At 63.5% G+C, this 22,060-nt stretch carries 19 protein-coding genes; all 19 read right to left on the bottom strand.

Annotated features, from left to right (window positions below; genetic code table 11):
- Nucleotides 1–263 precede the first annotated feature (263 nt).
- Nucleotides 264–1,106: a CsgG/HfaB family protein gene (locus tag AC3WJW_RS28350; RefSeq protein WP_102702436.1), complete on the bottom strand. Its 843-nt coding sequence runs from the start codon at nt 1,104–1,106 to the stop codon at nt 264–266.
- A 31-nt stretch (nt 1,107–1,137) separates the two neighbouring features.
- Nucleotides 1,138–1,578, bottom strand: coding sequence for a curli assembly protein CsgF (locus AC3WJW_RS28355; protein WP_493728301.1), 441 nt, complete (start codon nt 1,576–1,578; stop codon nt 1,138–1,140).
- Nucleotides 1,575–1,961 carry a curli production assembly/transport protein CsgE gene (gene csgE / locus AC3WJW_RS28360; RefSeq protein WP_493728336.1) on the bottom strand — a complete coding sequence of 129 codons (387 nt, stop codon included), beginning with the start codon at nt 1,959–1,961 and terminating at the stop codon, nt 1,575–1,577. The genes AC3WJW_RS28355 and csgE overlap by 4 nt, the downstream gene beginning before the upstream one ends.
- A complete protein-coding gene (locus AC3WJW_RS28365; RefSeq protein ID WP_493728302.1) occupies nt 1,961–2,500 on the bottom strand; it encodes a type II secretion system protein in 540 nt (179 codons plus the stop codon). Before AC3WJW_RS28365 ends, csgE begins: the two co-directional genes overlap by 1 nt.
- On the bottom strand, nt 2,475–2,849 hold the full coding sequence (locus AC3WJW_RS28370; RefSeq protein ID WP_103397868.1) for a type II secretion system protein: 375 nt from the start codon (nt 2,847–2,849) through the stop codon (nt 2,475–2,477). The genes AC3WJW_RS28365 and AC3WJW_RS28370 overlap by 26 nt, the downstream gene beginning before the upstream one ends.
- Before the next feature lie 4 nt (nt 2,850–2,853).
- Nucleotides 2,854–3,327, bottom strand: coding sequence for a type II secretion system protein (locus AC3WJW_RS28375; RefSeq protein WP_493728303.1), 474 nt, complete (start codon nt 3,325–3,327; stop codon nt 2,854–2,856).
- Between the two features lie 2 nt (nt 3,328–3,329).
- On the bottom strand, nt 3,330–5,156 hold the full coding sequence (locus AC3WJW_RS28380) for a secretin GspD/PilQ domain-containing protein (protein WP_493728304.1): 1,827 nt from the start codon (nt 5,154–5,156) through the stop codon (nt 3,330–3,332).
- Complete coding sequence (locus AC3WJW_RS28385; RefSeq protein WP_493728305.1) at nt 5,153–5,671, bottom strand: hypothetical protein; 519 nt, start codon at nt 5,669–5,671, stop codon at nt 5,153–5,155. Before AC3WJW_RS28385 ends, AC3WJW_RS28380 begins: the two co-directional genes overlap by 4 nt.
- The gene (locus AC3WJW_RS28390) at nt 5,671–6,219 is read right to left on the bottom strand and encodes a pilus assembly protein PilO (protein ID WP_493728306.1); all 549 of its coding nucleotides are present in this window, start codon (nt 6,217–6,219) and stop codon (nt 5,671–5,673) included. Before AC3WJW_RS28390 ends, AC3WJW_RS28385 begins: the two co-directional genes overlap by 1 nt.
- Nucleotides 6,206–6,751, bottom strand: a complete 546-nt coding sequence (locus AC3WJW_RS28395) for a PilN domain-containing protein (RefSeq protein WP_493728307.1) — start codon at nt 6,749–6,751, stop codon at nt 6,206–6,208. The genes AC3WJW_RS28390 and AC3WJW_RS28395 overlap by 14 nt, the downstream gene beginning before the upstream one ends.
- 1 nt (nt 6,752) lies before the next feature.
- Nucleotides 6,753–7,556: a hypothetical protein gene (locus AC3WJW_RS28400; RefSeq protein ID WP_493728308.1), complete on the bottom strand. Its 804-nt coding sequence runs from the start codon at nt 7,554–7,556 to the stop codon at nt 6,753–6,755.
- Complete coding sequence (locus tag AC3WJW_RS28405) at nt 7,537–9,243, bottom strand: GspE/PulE family protein (protein ID WP_493728309.1); 1,707 nt, start codon at nt 9,241–9,243, stop codon at nt 7,537–7,539. The genes AC3WJW_RS28400 and AC3WJW_RS28405 overlap by 20 nt, the downstream gene beginning before the upstream one ends.
- A gap of 84 nt (nt 9,244–9,327) precedes the next feature.
- Nucleotides 9,328–9,861: a response regulator gene (locus AC3WJW_RS28410; RefSeq protein ID WP_493728310.1), complete on the bottom strand. Its 534-nt coding sequence runs from the start codon at nt 9,859–9,861 to the stop codon at nt 9,328–9,330.
- Nucleotides 9,862–10,083: 222 nt separating this feature from the next.
- Nucleotides 10,084–11,037: a peptidylprolyl isomerase gene (locus tag AC3WJW_RS28415; protein WP_493728311.1), complete on the bottom strand. Its 954-nt coding sequence runs from the start codon at nt 11,035–11,037 to the stop codon at nt 10,084–10,086.
- Between the two features lie 13 nt (nt 11,038–11,050).
- Complete coding sequence (locus AC3WJW_RS28420) at nt 11,051–12,601, bottom strand: cytochrome c/ABC transporter substrate-binding protein (RefSeq protein WP_493728337.1); 1,551 nt, start codon at nt 12,599–12,601, stop codon at nt 11,051–11,053.
- Nucleotides 12,602–12,609: 8 nt separating this feature from the next.
- A complete protein-coding gene (locus AC3WJW_RS28425) occupies nt 12,610–13,230 on the bottom strand; it encodes an SCO family protein (protein ID WP_493728312.1) in 621 nt (206 codons plus the stop codon).
- Entirely contained in the window at nt 13,227–13,883 is a 657-nt protein-coding gene (locus AC3WJW_RS28430; protein WP_493728313.1) for an SCO family protein, read from the bottom strand. Before AC3WJW_RS28430 ends, AC3WJW_RS28425 begins: the two co-directional genes overlap by 4 nt.
- Before the next feature lie 12 nt (nt 13,884–13,895).
- Nucleotides 13,896–15,848: a YncE family protein gene (locus tag AC3WJW_RS28435; RefSeq protein ID WP_493728314.1), complete on the bottom strand. Its 1,953-nt coding sequence runs from the start codon at nt 15,846–15,848 to the stop codon at nt 13,896–13,898.
- Nucleotides 15,849–16,190: 342 nt separating this feature from the next.
- On the bottom strand, nt 16,191–22,004 hold the full coding sequence (gene mnxG / locus AC3WJW_RS28440; protein WP_493728315.1) for a manganese-oxidizing multicopper oxidase MnxG: 5,814 nt from the start codon (nt 22,002–22,004) through the stop codon (nt 16,191–16,193).
- Nucleotides 22,005–22,060 lie beyond the last annotated feature (56 nt).

The raw sequence follows: 22,060 nt of genomic DNA on the forward strand, positions 1-22,060 counted from the left end.
TGCATGTAGGTCGAAGCGAAGCCGACCGGAGGGCAATGCCCCCGGATGAATGCCGGAGCGAAGGAACCCCGAGCCTAGGCGAGGGGCCGTACGTAAGGGGCGAGCGCTTTTGGTTACTTTTAAGGCGCTTGTTAAAAGTGACTCGCCGTAAGGGCGAAACCATAAGCCGCCGTTACCTAAAAAACGGATATGTACTCAATCACCCAAGAACCTGGTCGGCTCAAAGGCCGCCAAGGTCAAAAGATCGCAGCCTTCGGCAGCTCCTACTTGTTCTGCGTCAGATACCGCTCCAGCGTCTCATTCTGCGCAGGCTGGGAATTGTCCCCCGCCACCTGCCACAACCGTCGCTCGATCCCCTGGGCCAGCAAATGCCCCACCGCCGACTCGATCGCCGACAACACACACAACTGCGCCGGCTCGTTGGTGGTATAGCCGACCTCGGCCTCAAGCAGCTTCTTGAACTCGATGAACTTGAACACCCCGGCACTGCGACCAACCGAATAGATGGTCTTGCTGGTCATCACGTTGGCCAGCACCTGCCCGCTGCGCACGTCCACCGCCCGCAGGTTCACCGTGACCTGATCCACGCGGTACTCACGGGAAATGTCGATACCCAGGTAGCGTGCCCCTTCCCCGCCACTGCGCACGTTGGTGTCGTAGGCGATGATCCCGCCTTCGAGCATCATGTTTGCCGCCTGCAGCGGCGGCAGCTCACCCAGGATGTTCACCGGTGTATTGGGTTTCTTTTGCGAGGCGCGGATGATCTTGCGCTCGGTCAACAGGTTTTGCAGCCCTTCACGCTCCAGTACCACGAACCAGCCACTGGCCTGCAACGCGTCCATCAGCATGCTCGCCGCGCCCTGGGTCACGCTGGTGGAAAACGAGCTGGCCGGGGTTGGCTTGTATTGCCCGGTCTGGTCGCGGAAACCGTACACCACGGCCATCAACTTGCCCTTGGGGCGTGGCAAGTTCAACAAGTCGTAATAGGTCGAGGCCCTGGGGGTCAGGGTCGGCGTTTCCGTGTCCTGTTCAGCGGACATCGGTTCACGCAGACCGCAGCCGGAAAGCACCGCCAACAGCATCCCTAGCACCATTATTCTTTTCATATCCGTAACTCCCCATCGGCCCATATCCCCATCAAGGGGTGGTGGTGATGCCGTTTACCTGGATTTCCGACACTTCACCGGTTGCCCGGTCGGTCACGTTGATCGTCAATGCCCCCGAGTCGTCGATGACGTCGACGATAAAGGCGTCAGTCGACAGGCTCCCGGTGTTGCCCGTCGAGATGTTGTCCAGCAGTTGCCCCAGCAACCGCGATTGCAACTGACTGGTAAACCGTTCCAGCGCCGAAGTGCCGGCTACAGCGGTACGGTTGTTCAGATCGGGATCGTCGTAGTCGTTCTGCGCCTGGGCGTTGTTGAGCAGCCAGGTGCCGTTCAACGGGTTGCCGCCGAACGCCGGGTTGATGGGTGTGTAGACCAGCTCTGTGGCATGGACCAGGCCTGCACTTCCCGCCCCGGCAAACCAGAGGCCGAGCAACCACAGTCCCGTACGCTTGCCGAAATCTGTTTCCTTCATAGTTCGTCCCTCTCAAGGTCGGTGGTGTCCTGCAACAAGGCTTCCAGCTTGCGCCGCACGATCTCCATGCGAACCTGGTCGGCAGCCTCATAGGCCTCGTCTTTCAACTCCACTGTGTTCGGCGGCAGGAAGCGCCGATAAACCAGTCGCTGCTGAAACTCCACGGTCACCAGGCTGCCCCAGCGCGCCGAAGGTCTTTCGCGCACCACCAGGTTGAAATCCATCGGGCTGGTGGCACGCAGGCGTTCACTGAACGAGTAATAAAAGTCATGGCCGATGTGCGAAATCGTGTCGTCGACGATGAATCCCAGCATCTCGTCGTCTTGCGCCGAGGCGAAGCTCGCCACCAGCGTCAGGACCACTGCCGCGAGCCCGTGCCGGATCAAGGCTGCAATGCCTCAGGTGCGGTGGACTGTGCTTTCGGCTGCCCGCTGGTGTCATCGAGGAAGGCTTTCTCGGCCACGAACTGCCAGTCCTTGTAGCTGGCCATGCCGTTGAAGTCCGACCACTGGCTGGGAAAGTTCACCTGCTTGAGTGGCTTCTCCGTGGAAGGGCAGTACACACCGCTGATCCGTCCGTCGATACCGCGTATCAGCTCCCATTCGCCCCCCGTCATCGGCTCCGGGTACAACTGGCGGATATGGTGCCTGGCCGACGGGAAGCGCTCGTCCTGCAACAGGTCCGCGAGTTCTTTCGGGTACATGGCGACGCCGGGTGAACTGCGGTAATAGCTGCGCAGCGCCTGGGCATACTGCGTACCGACCCAGAGCAACTGGTTTTCCCGGTCCCGGCGTGAAGCGGTGGCCCACAACTCACCGGCACTGGCCAGGCCCATGCCCATCACGACGATCAGAAACAGCACACCCAGGTAGGTGAAGCCGTCCTGGCCCGAAGGCTTACCACTCGGAGTAAAGGCTGCCATCACGAGCCCTCCCGCTGGCGCCACTCTTGATATCGGCCACCCCGCCCGCCACGCCATCCGGTGGCGCGACCATGACCCAGGTGTCCTTGCGCTCGGCAATCGGGTCCAGCGGCTGGTTACGCAGGTAGCGCAGTTCGACCAGCTGTTCGATGGAGTCGGGATAACGCCCGGTGTCGCCGTAGTAATGATCCAGCGCCTCGCGCATGGACGACAGGCTCTGACGCAGGGTGGTCTCTTTCGAGGCCTCCAGACTGGTGAAATAACGTGGCAAGGCGATCGTCATCAGGGTCGCGATGATTGCCATGACCACCATCAGTTCCAACAAGGTAAACCCCTTTTGCCGACGCATATGCTCACCACTCCCGATAGGCGATGCCGTTGAGACCCTTGCCCCGGGCCTTGGAGTAAACGTCAAAGACGTCCTGGCCCTGCCGCGGGTTCTCAGCCGAACTGTCATAGGCACGCAGCCCCCAGCCGCCCTCGTCGTCACGCTTGACGGTGGCCAGCGGATCACGGGGGATGCGCCGCAGGAAGTAGAACTTGGCCCCCTTGGCGCTGCGCACGTCACGTACACCGTCGACCAGCACTTTCAGGTTCGGCGGGTAGCCGTTGCTGTCGAGCGACTTCTCGATGTAACCGGCGTCGAAGGCACGCTTGTAGGCGTCGATGCCATCGCGGATCTGGTACAGCGCGGTCCGCAGTTCCTGCTCTTTGCCCCGGCGCACCACCGTCTCGGTCAGCGGTGCGGCCATGCCGGCCAACAGGCCGACCAAGGCCAGCGTCACCACGACTTCGATCAGGGTAAAACCGCGTTGCGAGGCGTTCATGATCAAGGCTTCCCGACGGTAACGGTGGTGGCGATCGGTGCGCTCATGGGGCCGGTCTGGACCGTCGTGTTCATCGAACGGTCAGGCGCCTGGATGTGCATGCTGGTTTCGGTGCCGGTCGGGAATTCCATGTCCGACGGGCTCTGGTACGGCAGGTTGCGCACGATCCGCGGGGTGATCGACAGCACCAGTTCGGACTTGCTGACATCGTCCTTGTTACTGCCGAACAGGCGGCCCAGGCCAGGAATGTCGCCAAGGCCAGGGATCTTGTTACCGCTGCTGCCATGGTCGTTGCGCACCAGACCGGCGAGGATCTGGGTTTCGCCATCATGCAGACGCAAGGTGGTCTGGGCGTTGCGGGTATCGACCTGGACGGGAATGGTGCCCTGGGCGGTCGGCGACAGCGGCGTGGCGTTACTGACTTCCAGCGCGATCTTGATCGCCACTTCGTTGTTCAGGTGCACGATGGGCTGCACTTCAAGCTTAAGACCGACGTCGAGGTAGGTCACGCTTTCGGTGATCACCGGGCCCTGGGTCGAAGGCACCGAGGTGGCGCTGATGATCGGCACGCGCTGACCGATGTGGATGCGTGCCTGTTCGCGGTTGCTCACCCGGATCACCGGGCTGGCCAGGGTGTTGATGTCCTTGTCCTGGGCGTTGATCTTGGCCTGGGGCGCCGGGTTGATGGAGATTCGGCTGGAGTCGATGCCTTTGAGCTGGTCAAGGATGGACACTGGCGAGCCGTCGCTGTTGATCACACCGAAGGTGTTGGGCCATTGCAGGCCGAGGTCGAGAATGCGCTGGCGGGCCACTTCCATCACTTCCACTTCCAGCACCACTTCGGGGTTGGACTGGTCCTGCGATTGCAGGAGTTTTTCCGCCATGCGGATGGCGTCGCCGGTGTCGCGCATGGTCAGGGTATTGAGGCGTTCATCGACGAACACGTCGCGGGTCTTGAGCATGGTCTTGATCATGTTCAGCGCGGTGTTGGCATCGATGCTGGTCAGGTAGAAGGTGCGCATCACCAGTTCCTGGTAATCCTTGAGCTTCTGCGGCGAGTCCGGGTAAATCAGCAAGGTGTTTTCATTCACCACTTTCTGGTGCAACTGGTTCTGTTGCAGCAGCAGCTCCACGGCGTCTTCGATGCGCACATCACGTACGAAGATCGTGGCTTTCATGTCCGGGCGCAGGTCCTTGTCGAAGATGAAGTTCAGGCCCGCGACCTGGGACAGCACTTCGAAAATGGTCTTCAGGTTGGCGTCGCGAAACTCCAGGGTCACCGGCCGGTCCAGGCGTGTACGCAGCTGCGGGTACTGCACCACGTTGCGGCTCTGCACCAGGCGGATGCTGTCTTGCAGTTCCCGGGCTCCCTCGTTCTGCGGGTCCAGTTCGAGAATCTGCTTGACCTGGCGGTCGGCACCGTAGATGTCACCGCGACGCAGGTCGCCACGGGCCATTTCGAGTTTCTCGTCCATGCTGCGCAGGTAGTCGAGTTGACGCAGGGAGTCCTGGGCACGACGGTTGTTCGGCTCGATGCCCAGGACCCGGCTGTAGCCCATGCGGGCCCCGGCGAAATTACGCTGGGCGCGGTCCATATCGGCCTGGGTCAGCAGTGCCGTCACGGCGCGGGCCCGACCGCTGTTGAGTGCTATGTGCAGATCGGTATCGCGAGGGTTCTCGCGCAACCCCTGTTCGATGCGAGCCAGGCCGGCTTCGTACTGGCCGGATTCCATCAGGGCGGAAGCTTCTTCCTTGGCGACCTGCGCCGAACTGCATGCAGCCAGCCCTGCGCAGAGACAAAGGCTCATCAGCAAACGGGATTTGTTCATTCCGTACTCCCCACAGACAGAGTCTGAGCTAAATGCAGAGGCAGGTAGACCAGGCTCAGCTCCTCTTTGGAAATGCGCTCGATCCGCCAGGTTTCGTCGATGACATCCCCTTTGCGTACGACGTATATTTTTTCGCCGCTCTGCAAGAACACCTGCAGATCGGAACGGTCATCCAGCCTGCCGACAAACTGGAAAGGCAACGGCGGTGCAGTGGGGACCTGCACCTCTGGTGTCACGACTACCGGTTGTTCAATGACGGTGCCGAGGACCGGCGCCGGTTTCCAGCTACGGGCGGCGAACAGGTCGCCTGCAGGGCTCAGGTCCTTGATCGGCACGACCGCCGCGGCGCTCGATGCAGCCGCCGCTGCGCCCGGGGCCTTGCCTTTGGCTGACGTGGCCACGGCGGCCACCGCAGGGTCGCTGTCGTCAGCCTGCTTGAAGTATTCGGGGAACCAGGCGAGCGCGGCCGCTACACCGAAGAACGCCACCCAACCCACCACTCGTTTGGTATTCATCATGACCTCGACAGGTAAAGGGTCATGCGGATCCGCCCGGTCAGGTCGGTATCGGCGATCTTCTTGCGCTGAAGCTCCACATCTTCCAGCACCACCGCCGGCAACTGGCCGAGCAAGGCATGCAGGAAACGCCGCAGTTGCGGATAGCTGCCACGTACCGGCAGCAGAATCTGATAACGGGCCAGGTGCGTCTTGGGGTCCACGCCCAGGGAGTATTCACCCCGGGACAAGGTGATGCGCTCCTGGGCGGCCAGGGCGTAGATCTTGTCGATGGCCACGGTGGCCTGGGGCTGGGACGGCAACTTGCTGCGGAAGTCGTCGAGCTGGCGCTGCGGCACCACCGGTGCAGCCACGGTACCGTCTTCGACCTTGGCCAGGTACTCGGTGGCTTCGCGGGTCTGCTGGCTGAGGTTTTGCAGCGACTGCCAGTCCGGCAGCAATCCGACCAGGCCATAGCTCAGCGCCAGCACCAGCATGGCCAACCCTGCCAGCCCCGGAACCCCCAGGCCTTGCAGGTATTCGTGGACGATCAATTTATGGATTTGCATCGCCGATCTCCCAGGTAGCCGACAGGTTGAACTGCACCGGGTGTTCCGGCACGTTGGCGACAATTTCGTGGCTCAACAGCGACACGTCGGACAGCTCGTCGCTGGCTTCGAGGCGGCGGTGGAAATCGAGCATGGCGTCCAGGTCCATCGCCTCGGCGCTGATCCGGACCTGGCCTTTGCGGGCGTCCGGGGTCAGGGTCAGCAGGGCAATGTTGTCCCGCGGCATGGCTTCCAGCGTGGCGAACAGACGCTCCCAAGGGCGGCGCAACTGCTGGGAGACCTTGCGCATTTCGGCCAGGTTCTGCGCCTGCTCGCGAGTTTCCGCCGGGGTCAGGCCGGGCTTGCTGCCGTTGTCGCCGGTGAGCACCCGCTGGGTGGTTTGCAGGTGGCCCTGCTGTTGTTCGGCCGCGTTGCTCAGGTGCTGCTGCACCAGCGCGCAAGTCAGTGTCAGCACCACGCCACCGGCCAGCAGGCTCCAGCCCAGAGGACCTGCACGGCGGCGCGGCTGGAAGTCGAGCATCAGGGGGCGCATGTCAGGCCACCGCCCGAGACATGACGTACAGGCAATCGCGTACGGCTGTCCGGTCTTCTTCGAGGGTGCGCAGATGCACACCGGGCACATCAGGGTGCGAGTCGATGCGCGCCGGCGCATGCAGGTAGACCGTCAACGGCCGTTCACTGGTGGATGCCTGCAACTGGTTCTCACGGCCGATCAGCGCCGTCAGGGCCGCATCACTGTCGCTGCTGCCCACCGAACGCACCGAAGTCCAGCGCCCTTCCCGGGCCAACAGCAACACGCTGCGTACCGGTTCGGCGACCACGAACAGGAAGTCCTCGGCATCAAGGCTTTTATCGAAATGGTTGAACGCCGCCATCAGGTACGGCTGCACCGAACGCAGGCGCAAGCCACGTGCGCTGACCAGGGTGCGCAGGCGCTCGAGCAAGTCCTGGGGCAGCGCGGTAGCGATGCGGTCATAACCGGCAGGCTCGGCCGACAGCACCAGGCTCCAGGGTTGCGTCGGTGCACCGTAGAGGTCTTCGAAACACAGTTGGGCGAAGCCGAGCAATTCGGCCGGGCTGCTGATCTGATCACTCCAGGGCACCAGGCAATAGCGGCTGAAGTGTCCGGAGATCACCACCGTCAGTTCCGCCCTGGCAACCGCGTGCTCGGCCAGCAAACGGTCGAGGGTGTCGAGGGCCACCGCCCAGGCCTGGAAACCTTCGTCGATGTAGCCGACGCTGCCCAGCCAGTGGGTTGCACTGCCTTGCCGATGCCCCAGGCCTACACCGCTGGCGCCGAGCACGGCGACAAATTGCTCACGAGATAAAAGTGACACGATTGATCTCCTCGAGAGTGGTCCGGCCTTGTTCCACCATCTCCAGCGCCGACTCGCGCAACAGGCGCAAGCCACGTTTGCAGGCATGGGCCTTGATTTTCGAGATGGGCTGGCGCTCGACGATCATTTGCCGCAGTTCGTCATCCAGGTGCAGCAGCTCGGCAATCGCACTGCGCCCGCGATACCCGGTGCCCCGGCAATGCCCGCAACCCTTGCCGTGGACGAACGTGTAGTGAGCGACTTTTTGCGGATCGAGTCCCGAGACCTCCAGCTCTTCTTCCGTCGGGCTGTAAGGGGTGCTGCAACTGGTGCAGACCAGGCGGATCAATCGCTGGGCCAGGACGGCATTGAGTGCCGAGACCAGGCTGTAGGGATCGATTTCCATCTGGGTAAACCGGCCGATCACGTCGAACACGTTGTTGGCGTGGATGGTGGTGAACACCAGGTGACCGGTGAGCGCCGATTGCACGGCGATCTGTGCGGTGTCCGGGTCGCGGATTTCACCGACCATGATCTTGTCCGGGTCATGACGCAGGATCGAGCGCAGGCCCCGGGCGAAGGTCAGGCCCTTTTTCTCGTTGACGGGGATTTGCAGTACGCCCGGCAGTTGATATTCCACCGGGTCTTCAATGGTGATGATCTTGTCCACGCCGTGGTTGATCTCGGTGATCATCGCGTACAGGGTGGTGGTCTTGCCGCTACCGGTAGGCCCGGTCACCAGCACCATGCCGTAGGGTTCGGCGGCCAGCCGGCGCAACTGGCGCAGGGTATCTTCTTCAAAGCCCAGGGCCTGCAGTTGCACGCCACAGACTTTATCGGCGAGGTCCTGCTTGTCGAGCACCCGCAGCACCGCGTCTTCGCCGAAGATGCTCGGCATGATCGACACCCGGAAGTCGATCTGCCGGCCGCTGATGCCGATCTTGAAACGACCGTCCTGGGGCACGCGTTTTTCGCCGATGTCCAGTTCAGCCATGACCTTGACCCGGGAAATCACTTGCTCGGCGAACTCGCTGCCCTGGATCTTGCTGATGTTGTTGAGCACACCGTCGATCCGGTACTTGATCACCAGGCCGCTGCCGGTGGTGCCGAGGTGGATGTCGCTGGCGTGCATTTTCAGCGCGTCGTACAGCGTCGAGTTGACCAGCTTGACCACCACGCTGGCGTCTTCGCTGATGCTGGTCAGGGACAGGCTTTGCAGGGTGTCGATCTCGGCTCCGCCCTCGGCATGGGCGTTGAGCGATTCCACCGCGTGGAAACTTTCTTCGTGACGCGCCAGGTAGGCCTTCAGGTCGTCGGCATGCACCAGGTACAGCGGCGCGCCGTGCAGGCATTCATCGATCCAGGCCAGGCGTGCACTGTCGAAGGGGTCGGCGAACACGCCGATGACCGCGTCGTCGTGACGCAGCAGGATGAATTCACGCTTGAGGCATTGGGCCAGGGTCACCCGGTCGAACACCGGGGTGGCACTGAACAGGCTGTCGGTGTCGAGCACCGGATAGTGCAGGGTTGCACCCAGGCACTGGATGAAAGGCATGGGAGCCAGTTCACTCAACTCCCCTAGGGTATCAAGCATCCGTTCGCCGGAACTGGTGGCCAGGGCGCGGGCCTGGGCCAGTTGTTCACTGGTGAAACGAGTCGGTACACCTTCCACTTGCGCCGGTTCTACGGCAAGGGATAGACGGTCCATGGCATGCTCTCCAACGCCCGGGGCTTTGAGCCCTGTCGGCGCGGCGAGTCATTTCGGCACAGGCCGGAACGTCTTGTCGCGCCACTACTCCCCGGTGAGCAATTGTTCGTCGTCTGGCGCCTTGGAGGCCGATGTATTTTTTCGGCGATCTGCAAGCACCCAACTACCGTCGTACAACTGCAGCGGGAAACTCTCGGTCCTGCTCTGGCGTCGTTCGACGAATCCTTCGGAAGTGCTCACACCCGGCCTGGGCTCGCGCCGCCTGTCCAGAAGATCATTCACTGCACGGGCCAATTCCGCCAACGGAAAGGGTTTGAACAGGATATGGCTGACTCCCAGTAGCCGGGCCCGCTCGCAAACTTCTGCGGTTGGATGCCCTGTGATCAGCACAAAATGGCACTTCCTGTTCTGGCGGACGGCATCGAGCACCTGAAAGCCTTCCATATCGGGCAAGCGGTAATCGAACACCATCACATCGGGCTCGAAATCGCCTGCTTCGGCGATTCCATGTGCCCCGTCGTGAGCAATCCGGACTTCCAGCGCTTGCGCCTGCAGGTAACCCTGGAGGTTTTCCGCCAGCAGCTGTTCGTCATCAACAACCAGTACTTTGTTCAACAAGGTCGACTCCTTGAAACCGCAGGTCCGGGTTTTGAACCTGGCGGAGCGCGTGCCCTGAGAGGACTAACGCACACTTCATGCCAGACTGAGCGCCGGTAAATTTAGGCCTTCATGTCCTTGAATTTAAAAACAATGCCTTTTCGTACAGCAATCCCATCCCCCAAAAACGGGGAAAGCGATCGGATGGGCATTGACGTTTTTCCCCCACTGTTGGGGAACACCCTAGTCATCATCAATCCGCTCGATCCGATTGCGCGAACGCAATTGCGCCAACGCCTGCAAGCGCGCCTGAACCTGTTGCTGCCGGGCAAGGTAAGCCCGAACCATCTCAAGTCCTTGTTCTTCTGGGACATGGATCGCCTCCATGTGGTTCTCTGAATAAATCAGATGCCAGCCCACCGACGTGCGCACGGGTTCGCTGAGGGCCCCCGGTGCCAGGGCAAACGCGGCAGCCTCGAACTCCGGCAGCATCCGTCCACGGGGAAAGTAGCCCAGGTCGCCCCCTTCGCTGGCCGACGCGTCTTCGGACCCGGTGCGGGCAACGCTGGCGAAATCGGCCCCGGCAACGATGGACGCTCTTATCGCCATCAAGCGTAGTCGCGCGGCCTCGACAGTGGAAGCATCCGCACCGGGCGCTACCTTGACCAGGATATGCCGGGCCCGCACTTCTTCGGGCCGGCTCAGCTCGCCACGGTGTTCTTCGTAGAACGCCCGGACCTGTTTTTCGTCCGGCCCGGCGGCCTGGATGAGGTCATTGAACACTTGCCGGGCCGCCAGTTCACGGCGGGTGTATTCGGTGTAACCCGCCTCGTCGAAACCGGCATCTTCCAGACGCCTGGCAAACACCTCGGCTCCGCCCATGGCCTGACGGGTCTGATCGATCTGGTCCTTGACCACGGCATCACTGATCACCACGCCGCGCTTGACGGCTTCCTGCCACAGCAATTCGCGGTCGATCAAGGCATCCAGCGCGGCCTTGCGCAGTTGCTTGTAGGCTTTCGGATTGCGGATGTTGCCTACCGCCCGGCCCTGGTCTTCCAGGTATTCGGCGAAGTAGCGCTCCAGGCGCAGTTGGGAAATCTCCTCGCCGTTGACCCGCGCCGCGGCCGGACCATTGCTGCACCACGCCACGGGCACCCATAACGTCAGCAGGACCAGCAAAGCGTTGAGTTTCATGATCAGCCTCCGGTCAGGGCGTGGCAGCGACAGGTTTATAGGGGGCGACCAGATAGAATCGCTGGTCCGGCAGATCCACCGTGACGATATGGGCACCGCTCAAGCCCAGGCGTCGGCCAGGACCAAAGCTCATCAGGGGCGTCAGCCCGGTATCGAAGTCATGCAGGCCTTCCAGGGCACTGACCAGCTTTTCGCGACTGGCATCCCGCCCGGCCTGCTTCATGCCTTCGCTGAGCAGCATCATCGAACTGAACGCGCCCACTTGCAGTATCGCGTGCTGGCCACCGAGGCCCTGGTGTTCGCGCAACTGAGTCAGGGCCAGGCGCCCGGCCAGGGTCCAGTCGCTGGGCACGAACGGATAGGCCAGGAACACCCGTCGGGAAAATCCGCTGGGCACCTGCGTCAGATTGCCCGCCACCTGGTTCGAGGTGGCGAACAGGTAAGGCACCTGCCCCGCCGTTTGCAGGCGCTCGGCCAGTCGGCTGAAGCCGCTGCTGGTGCCCAGGTAAAACACCGAGCGCGAGCCCAGGGGCAAGTCTTCCCCACTCGGGTCGTAGGCTTGCAGGCGCACCTTTTGCCAGGCGTGCCCCTGCAAGTACTGGCTGAGCTCCTGCGCCGCCCGCCGTTGGCCGGATTCGTCCGGATAGGCGATCAGCGTCGGCCCCTGCAGCACCCGCAGGCTGGCACTGGCGTAATCGGCCAGGGCGATCAATTGCTCGCGAAGCCCCGGCAATGGTTCGAATATCTGCGGGCTGGCGTGGGGCGTACCCTGCAAGGACAGCGGTCCGATCAGGGGAATGCCGGCCCGTTCCAGGCGCATGGCGAGGTCCACGTCCAAGGCCGGCGCCAGCGGGGCGATCAGGGCGAACACCTGCTCTTCATCGATCAGCCGGTCCAGCGCCTTTTCGGCACTGGTGCGATCGGTACCGGGGTCGAGGATGGTCAGGCGCAACTGCCGGCCGTGAATGCCCCCGGCCTCGTTGATACGCGTCACGCAGCCCCTGAGCACCGCCGCCACCGTGACGCTCTCCTCGCTCAATGGCCCGGTGCCCGGCAGCAACGTGCCCAGGTGCAGACTGTCGGGGGTCAGGCCCGGATCCCGGTCTTCGGCCAGGCGCTTGAGGTACGCCGTGAGGTTGCGTTGATCGTTCATCGACAACACGAACCGTGGCATCGACGGATCGAGCCGGTTGTTGCCGGGGTCGCGCCCCTCCTGCACCGCCCGCGCCAGGGCGCTGTCGCTGTAGGCCGGGTAACTGCGGCCGTTGATGTGCTGCTGGCCATGGCTGCTGGCCAGCCGCGACCAACTCAGGTCCGGGGGACGCACCCCGCCTTCCGGGCGCCCGAGGCCGTCTTCGCCATGACAGTTGGCGCACGGCAGGCTGGTGGCCGGCAGCACCATGTTCGATGCACCGACCCGGGCCATGATCGGCTCGCCGCTGGCCGATACACCTTCGCGGTACAGGCGCTTGCCGGCACTTTCACTGAGGCTCAGCGGCAGCGCCTGGACGCTGAGCGTAAGACCGCCGAAGAGCAACAGGCCAAGGACGAGGGCAGTATTGATGGCCATGGCTAGCGTCCGGCCACGGGCATTGCCAGCAGCTGCAGGCGCTGGGCAATGGCGGCCGCCGGGGCATCGGGACGGATTTTGCTCCAGCGCTTGTTCGCCACGTCACCGACGATCAACTGGGTGGAGTGCTGCTCGGGGGTCGGCACGATCTGACCGATGCGCCCCAATACAAGGTCCATTTGCGCCTTGTCGCCGGTAAGAAAAAACCAGTGGGGCCCATCGACGCCCTGTTTCAAGGTGTAAGCCTTGAGTACCGCCGGGGTGTCCCGCAGCGGATCACTGGTAAGGGAGATAAAGGTGATGCCGTCGGCCTTGTCGCCGAGCACTTCACGCACTTCCTTGAGCTTGCGGGTGATCAACGGGCAAGCATCGTCGCAACTGGTGAAAATCACATTGAGCAGCACCACACGGTCCTTCAATGTGTCGCTGTAGAAGCGCAGCGTGTTGCCGTTCTGGTCCTGCAACGGCGTGTCGGTGAACCAGGTCTTCGCGTCGTGGGTGCCGCTGGACGGTTGCGCGGTGGCCACCGCAGGCGCGGGCTGCTCATGCCCTTCGTGGGCAAGCGCCACTGAACTGAAAATGCAGTAGCAGATGCCCAGGGCGAACCAGTCGATGGCTCTCATGGCTGTTGCTCCATGGCAATGGCAGTGTGCTTGGCGTGGGTGTTGCGTTCACCACTGAGCTTCTCGACGGCCCGGGCCAGTTCCGTCGGGTCGGTGAAACCGTAATAGCGGGTCCAGAAGCGGTTGTTGCCGTCGCCCACCAGAATCAGCGGTGAGTGGTTCTTGAAGTCACCGCTGTAGGCACCCAGGCCCTTGAGGGTGGCGTCGACCGACTGCGGCGAACCGGTCAGCCAGCTCCAGCCCGGCCCCTGCTGGAAGGTGCGGGCATAGTCGTTCAGGCGTTGGGGATCGTCACGCTGCGGGTCGATGCTGATCGACACCAGTTGCACCTCGGTGCCGACCCGCGCACCCAGCCGTTTCTGCACCTTGCCCATGATCGAGGACACCACCGGGCAGACCGTGGTGCAGCTGGTGTAGATGAAACCCATGACCACGATCTTGTCGCTCACCAGGTCTTTTTCCAGGCTGACGACCTTGCCGTTCTGGTCCAGCAAGGCCACGTCGGCAATCCTGATCCGGGCGGTCTCCTGGCCGGCCTTCCTGGCGGCCATGTCGTGCCCGGCGTGCTCGTCCGTCGAATGAGCCAGCGCCTGGCCGATACCGGTGACCAACAGGCAGAACGTCAGCAAGCCGCGATGTGCGAATCGGTTCATGTCAGGTTCCTCTTAGTGGGTATCGCCGGGTATGACCCGGACGCTGGCGAAGGTCTTGTCATCGAAACTCGAGCCCAGGGACGCCGCCCGCACGTGCAGGTACCAGGCTCCGTCCTGGTCGAGGGTCACCGGGGCTTCATAGACACCGTCGGCGACTTCCAGCGCGGCGACCTCCTGTGGTCGCGAGGTCGGGGCGCGGAAGTAGCGCACCTGGACATCCCGGACCCCGCTGCGCTGCGTCTTCTGCTTGCCCTCGACGATGCGAAAGCGCACCCGGTACGGGCTGCCCAGGTCAGCGGTGGACTTGTCGAGCATGAACTCCACTTTCGGCACCCCGCGGTGCGGGTCGAGCCGCTTGTCCTCCTCCACCAGGGTGCTGAAGCAGTGGATGATGTTCGGCTGGTTGAGCAGGAACGCCACGTCGAAACGCCCCGCCGCCGGTAGCTTGACCCGCGAGCTGTACAGTCCCGGCGCGATTTCCCGCAGGCTGCGGTCAATGACCAGTGCTGCCCGCGCCACTTGTCCGCGATTGGGGTAGCCGGACATCGGCGCGTTCATGCCTTCGGCGTAGAAGTAGGTGGTGTTGTCCACCGGGTTGACCACGAACACCGCGTTGTCGTCCCGCGATACCGCCAGGCTTGACGCCAGTGGCAGGTCACCGGCCATCCGCGGTGCCTGGGGTCCGGCCTCGAACCCCTGGGTGATCGGCGTGCGGCCCTCGCCGAGGGAGGCCAGGTTGATCATCGTGACCTTCGGCGTAGCCAGCCCGCGCACGTAGGCATAGGCCTTGGTGAACACCACTTGCCAGGGCTCGGCGGAGACGTTCAGTTCATGGATCAACGCGTCGTTGGCGGTGTCGATCACCGCGGCCTGGTTCTCCAGGGTGTTGAGCACGATGCCAAAACGACCGTCGGCGCTGAAGCCCATCGGCCCCAGGCCCTGCTTGAGCCTGATCACCCGGCGCACCGATTGGCTGTTGCCGTCGACGACGGTCACCGTGCCATCCTTGCCATCGGCCACATAGGCGGCACCGGACAACGGCGAATACATCACCGACAACGGGTGCGAACCGGTCTTGAGTTGTTTGCTGATGCTCAGGCTGGCGATGTCGACGATGCTCACCGTGCCGTCGTCGCGGTTGGTGACAAAGGCAAAACGGCTGTCCTTGCTGAAAGCGATTTCGTGGTGCCCGGCCCCGGTGGCCAGGTGCTTGAGGGGTTTGAGGCTGGCGGCGTCAATCACCGTGACCCCGGATTGCCCGTCGGCCTTGGCGTTGTTGCCGACCCACAGCAGGCGTTCGTCCGGTTGCAGCGCCACGCGCACCGGATGGCTGCCGGCAGCCACCGAGTCGATCAGTTTGAACTCTTGACTGTCGATCACCGCCACCTCGCCGGCGGCGGGCATCGAGACAAACACCCGTTTGTTGTCTTTGGGCGTCACCCAGTCCATCGGTGGCTGTTTCAGTTCAATCCGCGCCAGGGTGCTGGTGATGCCGCCGACAGACACCGACGGATCGATCACCGAGACGCTGGCGTCGCGGTTCATCACCAACAGGAAGTAGCTGTTGAGATCGAGCAAGGGGCGTGCGCCGATGTTCGACTTGAGGAAGGTGCCGACCCGCGACTTGCAGCTCCTGTCGCGGCCCTGGGCCTGGTCGGCGGCGACCGCTTGCGGGTCGAGCCAGGCGCCCGGCGCGACGCCGGACAAGGGTTGACCCGAGGCTTTGTCCGTCACGCGAAATTGCACGTCGGCGAAACCGCCTTCACGCAATACGCCGTCCTCGGCTAGCGGCTTGACATCAAGGACCACCGAAATCCCGTCACGCTCCAGCGTCCAGTCGCTCCAGGTGTCGGGCAAGGCGACCTCGCTGAGCATGTTCGCAGGCGCGGTTCGCCACACGCCGATCCCGATCAGCGCCATGCCGACGATCAGCGCACTGCCAACGATTTTGATGGTCCTGTCCATAGCACTATTCCTCTATACAGATCTGTGTCTGCCTTGCATGCCCCCTGTGGGAACGAGCCTGCTCGCGATGGCGTCATTCGCCGCACCACACACAACCGAGGTGATGCCTTCGCGAGCAGGCTCGCTCCCACAGGGGTGGTGCTTTACAACCCCTTTCCTACGGTGCCGTTGCCGGCGCCGGTTCATTCGTAACCCGCATACACAGATCTGTGTCTGCCTTGCATGCCCCCTGGTGGGAGCGAGCCTGCTCGCGATGGCGTCATTCGCCGCACCACACAAAACCGAGGTGATGCCTTCGCGAGCAGGCTCGCTCCCACAGGGGGGTGCTTTACAACCCCTTTCCTACGGTGTCGGTGCCGTTGTCGGCGCCGGCTCATTCGTGACCCGCAGCAAGCCCCACAGACCGGCGGTGTTGCCGAAGGACGCGTTGTCACGGAACAGGTAATCCCCGGCAATCGCATTGCTGCCACCGGCGCTCGGGTGCATGGCGCTGAAGTGGGCGGCCGGCAGCACGCTTTCGCGGGCGCCGATGTACATCGACATCGGGTTCAGGCCGAACCGCACCGAACCGACGCCGGGGGTCCACATCGGATAGCCGTCGACATCGCTCTTCTCCGACAGGTACGGGTTGACCGACCAGAGGTGACCGTCGAGCTGGAAGGTCGAGCCGCGACTGCCGCCGGTCGGCATCAGCACATGGGTGCGGAACGGCTGCCCGGGTTTCACGTAGAACACCGGCGTCTGTGGATCGCCGCCCACCAACGCGTTGCTGTAGGCCATGTGGGCATTGGGCACGTCACCGTAGCCAGAGCCGTCCGCGCGGCCGAACGGTGCATCCGGAGCGAGGCCGAAGCGATACCACAGGGGCTCGGTCTTGTAGTTGATGGCCATGCCGGCGTTGTCCTTCGGATCGTTCGGCACGCCCATGCCTTCCGAGGCGATGCCTTCCACCGGCCGTCCACTCGCCCAGCGCAGGTTCAAGGCACGCTGCCAGACCATCGCGAAGTCACGGTAGACCGCCTGCCCCGTCGCCGTGACCGTGGCCGATGCCCGCTTGGCGTCCTCAACCCAGGTGGCGCCGGCCGGCAGCACACTCATCGCACCGCCAAGGCCTTTTTGCGGCTGCTTGATCACATCCGCCGGGGTGAAATTCAGGCCGCCGAACTCCACCGCCGTGGCGTTGATGTTGTCGACGTTGCGGCCCAGTTGGGTCACCGGTTTGCCTTCACGCTCCAGGTGCCCGGCGTAGTACTGGTAGGTACGGGTCGGGTAGGCACCGCTGTTGCCGACCCGCGGTGGCACGGTCTGGATCGGGTTGGCGCCAACGTTGGCACCGTCGGATTTGGTGATGTCGTAGGCCAGCAACTGCGCATGCAGGCCGACATGGCTGGAGGGCCGCAGCAGGTTGGTGTTGAAGGTGGTCGAGCCGTCGCCGTCATTGCGGTCACGCTTGACCAGCCCCTGCAGGATGGCGGTCTGGGCCAGGTCAGGCATTACGCTCGGCAGACGGTTCTCCAGGGTGATATTGATGCAATCCCCGGCCGCTGCGCGCAGCACCAGCGGTTCGACAGGCACGCCCGGCTTGAGCTTGCCGGTGCTCGGGTCGAGGTCGGCCTTGCGCACGTACAGGACCGCGGTCGGGTCATGGATCGGCCCGCTCTGGCCACCGATGGTGATGGTTTCGCCGTCCTCGGGATCGGTCACCGTCACCCGGGGAATGCTCACGGTCCGCGAGTTGAACACCAGGGTGCCGCCCGCCGGGTTCAGCGGCCCGCCGACATGCTGGCCGAGCCCCTCGGGGTCGCCGATCGACAACCCCAGCGGATTGCTCAGGATGTCGTTGGCCAGCGCCGCCACGACCTCGTAGTTGCGCTGCACGGTTGGCCTGGTACCGATGCCGTTCGGGTTGGCGCTGATCCGTGGACAGGTGCCGTCAAACGCCACGGTGTTGCGCATGCCCGCCGGTTTCGGGTTGTTCGGCAGCGCGAACAGATCGTTGCGTTGCGCGGTGTAGTTGCGCATCACGCCCCAGATGCCGTTCCAGTAGCCTTCGATCGAGGCGTCCATCGAGTACAGGTAATCACCCGTGGTCGCCGAAGAACTGGAGAGCATCGACAGCGGCGCAATGAAACCCATCTGCTCGGAAATCCCGACCATTTGCGAAGCGCGCCAGCCCGAGTTGGAGCTGTTGCCATAGCCGGTGCCGCTTTGCAGCCACTTCACACCGTGCAGGGTGACGTTGTGCTCTTCTTCATGGCCGCCGGCATGCACCCGCAACCGCACGTTGTCGCCGGTGTAGGTGCGCAGCATCGGTGTGAACGGGTCGCCCGGTTCCGCACCGCCACGGTTGATGTGCGGCGGGAACAGCGTAGTGCCGCCGGTCGGACCGGTGGCCGAAGTCACCAGGTTCGGCGCCAGGTTCATTGCAGGGATCGCACGGTCGGTACGGCTTTGCATGGCAAACGACAGGTCGCCGCCGAGGCCGTCGGCCTGCATGCCGCGCTTGCCGTCCGGGCCGACCTTGTTCGGGTCGAACACCCGCAGGCCCAAGGGTTCGTTGCGGTAATTGACCACGAACATGCCGGGGTCATCCACCGAGATCGCTTGCGGACATGGCCGGCTCGGGCAGCCAGGCTTGATGCCGCCGCGGGCCTCGACCACCGACTCGAGCAGGTTGCCGGCGTTGTTGCGCACGGGCGGGTTGATCGCATAGCGGAAGCTGTCGGCCGTCGCCGGGAACGCCTGGGGATTGGGCACGCCATTGGGGCCGGCGCCGACGTACACACCGGCTTCGTAGGCGTGCTGGAAGTCGCTGTACTCCAGGAAGAACTCACGGAAGCTGTCGTTCTTGCCGTCGTTGTCCAGGTCACCGGTCGATATCACCGCCTGCCATGAAGTCGGCCCGCCGTCCGAGCGCGCGCCGCTGTACAACGGCTCGCCCGTTTCGGCGTGGAACCAGGTGGAACCGGCGGGTTCGGCCAGCACGGTGGCGTACAGGCCGATCTGCTGGTGAGTCGACGGGCCGAGGTGGTCGTGGGTGAAAATGGTCCCCAGGCCACGGTCGACCCCCTTGGTGTTGATCACCGGATCGATGAACCAGCGCTGCATCGCCGTGCGCGCGCCCATCCAGTCCGCCCGGCCATATTGACCAAAGAACGGATGCGCCTTGGCCACCGGGCAGGCCGGCGTGCCATCACGGGGGTCGGTGCCCTGGCACTGGTTGAACGCGCGGATGGCTTGGATGCGCTCCACCACGGCACCCGGGGAAAGCACGCCGTCCTCGTAGTTCCAGCCGTTGGATGAACCATCGGCGGACGTCAGGTCCCACTTCGGCAAGTGAATGTGCTGGCCGATCACATCGGTCGGGGTGCGCACCTGATAGTCGTCCATCTCATAGGTGGCCGGCACCAGGTTGGTTTGCTGGTACTGCACGCAGTCGAAGGTGTTCATGCGCATCACCAGCGGTTCCGGCGGACGCTGCTTGGTGATCACCGGCCAGGCGTCTTCCCACAGCGCCAGGATGCGCGCCTGCGGGAAGTGGTAGCCGACCTTGTTGTACACCGCGTCGAACTGGATGTTGGCTGCCTTGTAGATGCGCGGGCGGTCGGCGGTGAAGGTCGAGGAGCCGGTGAAGGACATGCCGTCGATGCGCTCGCCGCTATGGTATTCACCGCTGCCGGCACTGCTGGTCAGGCGTTTGGCCCGATCATCCATGCAGGGCTCGTAGAACGGCGCACCGGCAATCGGCAAGGCGCCATTGGTACGGAAGTTGCGCGCAACCACCTGATTGCCCGGCAGCACGGCAAAGCTGGGGTGGTCCTTTTTGGCGTGGAAGGCCATGGCCGCCTGTTCGACTTCGGTCCCTTCTTCCGGCAGATAGATCGGTTTGGCCCGCTTCACTTCCTTGGAGAAATCCAGCGAGGTGGTCACCGTGTGCGCCTCGCCACCGGCAGACACGCCGTCCAGCGCATGCCGCCCCAGGCCACCGTCCCAGCCACCGGACTGGTTCGGGTCGAGGTTGGCCCACAGGCCGTTGCCGCTGGTTTTCAGGGCCTGGGCCTTGGCCGCGTCGAGCATGTCCAGCGGCGGGGTTGGCGGGCGTTGGCCGACCGAACTTTCCATGCCGCCGATCCAGAAGGGGAAACCGGGATTTTTCAGGCTGCCGTCGGCATTGCGGTTGGCTTCGCTGCGATCGACCAGCGCCAGCGAACCGATGGCTCTGACACCGCCATTGCCGCCGTCATCATCGTCGTCGCCCGCGGCTATCAGGGTCTGGCCGATTTTCGGCACCACGACAACCTTGCCCGGCATCGGAGCCATGGCTTTGCCGGGCAGCGGCACCACCGCCGGGATCGGCGTACCGGCGATGATTTCGCCATCGGGCAAGGCCCGCGCACCGGCCGCCGGCTTGCCGTTGCGCAGCGCATAGGGTTGTTTGTGGAAGCCGTCTGCACCCTGCTGGGACACTTCGAGCCGGGTGCCTTCTTCGAACACATCGTGCACCCGCCACATGGCCCACATGCCCTGGGCGAAGTGCGGGTAGAAGTGGCAGTGGTAGATGGCATCGCCCGCTACGCGGTTACGGTTACCCGAACCACCGTTGGCGATTTCATAGGTGTAGCCGGAGCCCGGGCCGATGCCCTGGGCGTCCAGGTAATCGGTGTTGTCATCGTTCGGGTTGTACAGCCATTGATGCCCGTGCAGGTGGAAGATGTGGTGTTCGTAGCCGTTGTGGGTGTTGCGGAACTTGACGAAGTCACCGATGTAGCTGTGATTGACGTTGGACGGCTCCGACGGATAGAGCGCCATGGTCGCCTTGACCCCGACCTGATCGGCACGCGGCACCTCGCCCGGGCGAATGTTTTCCAGGCCGGCGTTGGCCGGTACGTCCACCAGCATCGCCACGTCGCCCACGGTGTGGGAGCTGAGGAAAAACTCTTCATAGGCGCAGGACAGGCAATCGTGCATCGGCCCCACGCCCAGGCGGTTGGCGACCACTTCGGCGCCCATGCCGCCGGAGCCGTAGTTGATCATGAACGAGTCGCGGGTCGGCTCCAGCACATGGCCCATCACCGGGTCTGCAAAGTACGCCGGGAAAGCTTGGGTGACGGCGGTTTCATCCTGGAACTGCGAAGCGAAATCGCGGAACGGCTCCAGCCGGTTCGGCAGCGCCGGATTGCGCTTGCCCATGGCTTCCAGCGGATAGGTCGAGGGCGGGAAGCTGCCGTCGGCGTTGCTGCCCATCACGATCGCGTCGCTTTCGCCGGAAATGATCTCACTGCCGTCCACCATATTGATGATCGGCGCACCGGCCTTGCCTTCGCGAATCCACGGCTCGCGCTGCGGGTAGCGCGCCTGGTAATCGACGATTGGCTGGCCGGCCGGCGTACGTCCGGTGCTGGCCAGGCGCATTTCTTCTTCGGTCAGGGTGTTGCGGTAAGTGCGACCACCCTTGGGCACGACCACGACCTGGGCGAACAGCCCGTTGGCGTTGTTGCCCGCAGCGCCCTCACCACCGAAGGTCGCGCCACGGCTGCTGACATCGAACGCGCCTTCGCGTTCGGCGTACAAGGTGTAGGAACGGCTGCTGCCGGGGGTGACGAGGCTGTTGGCGTTGCGCCCGGTATAGGAGGCGATGTCATCGATGCTGTTGACGGCCTGCAGGCCGTTGACCTGGAAACCGACATGACGGTCGGCCACCTGCTCATCGGCCTTGAAATCTTCGGCGTTGCCGGTCTGGCCGCCCTCCTCCTCTTCCTCGCCCTCCTGCTCAAACGCATCATGACTGCCCGGATTGGCTTGATAGGCCAGCAGGTTCTGCAGATTGATGGTCAGGCAATCGCCGGCAGCCACGCGCAACACCAGCGGACGCGGACGCTTGTCGGGCCGCAGGGAGACCTTGCCCGGCACTGCGGCGCCCCCTTGGGCGAGGGAAATGTCATGGTCATCGACCACATCGCGACGCAGGGCGAACATCATGCCGTTGACGTTTTGCGCCCCCAGGCGGTTGAACATCAGCGGCTGATCGAACGCCACGACGTTGGCCACCAGGTTGCGCTCGCAACGTGCAGCTGCGCTGGCAATCTCGATGCCGAACATCGAAGTCACCAACAACAGCAAATGAATCAGGGACGGGGCGGGGGATATACCGACCATGGTCTCGGGCCTCGTTACGGGTTTGCAGGGAAAACTTCACGACAAATCGACGAGAG

The sequence above is a fragment of the Pseudomonas sp. GW821-FHT07G06 genome, from assembly GCF_058986625.1.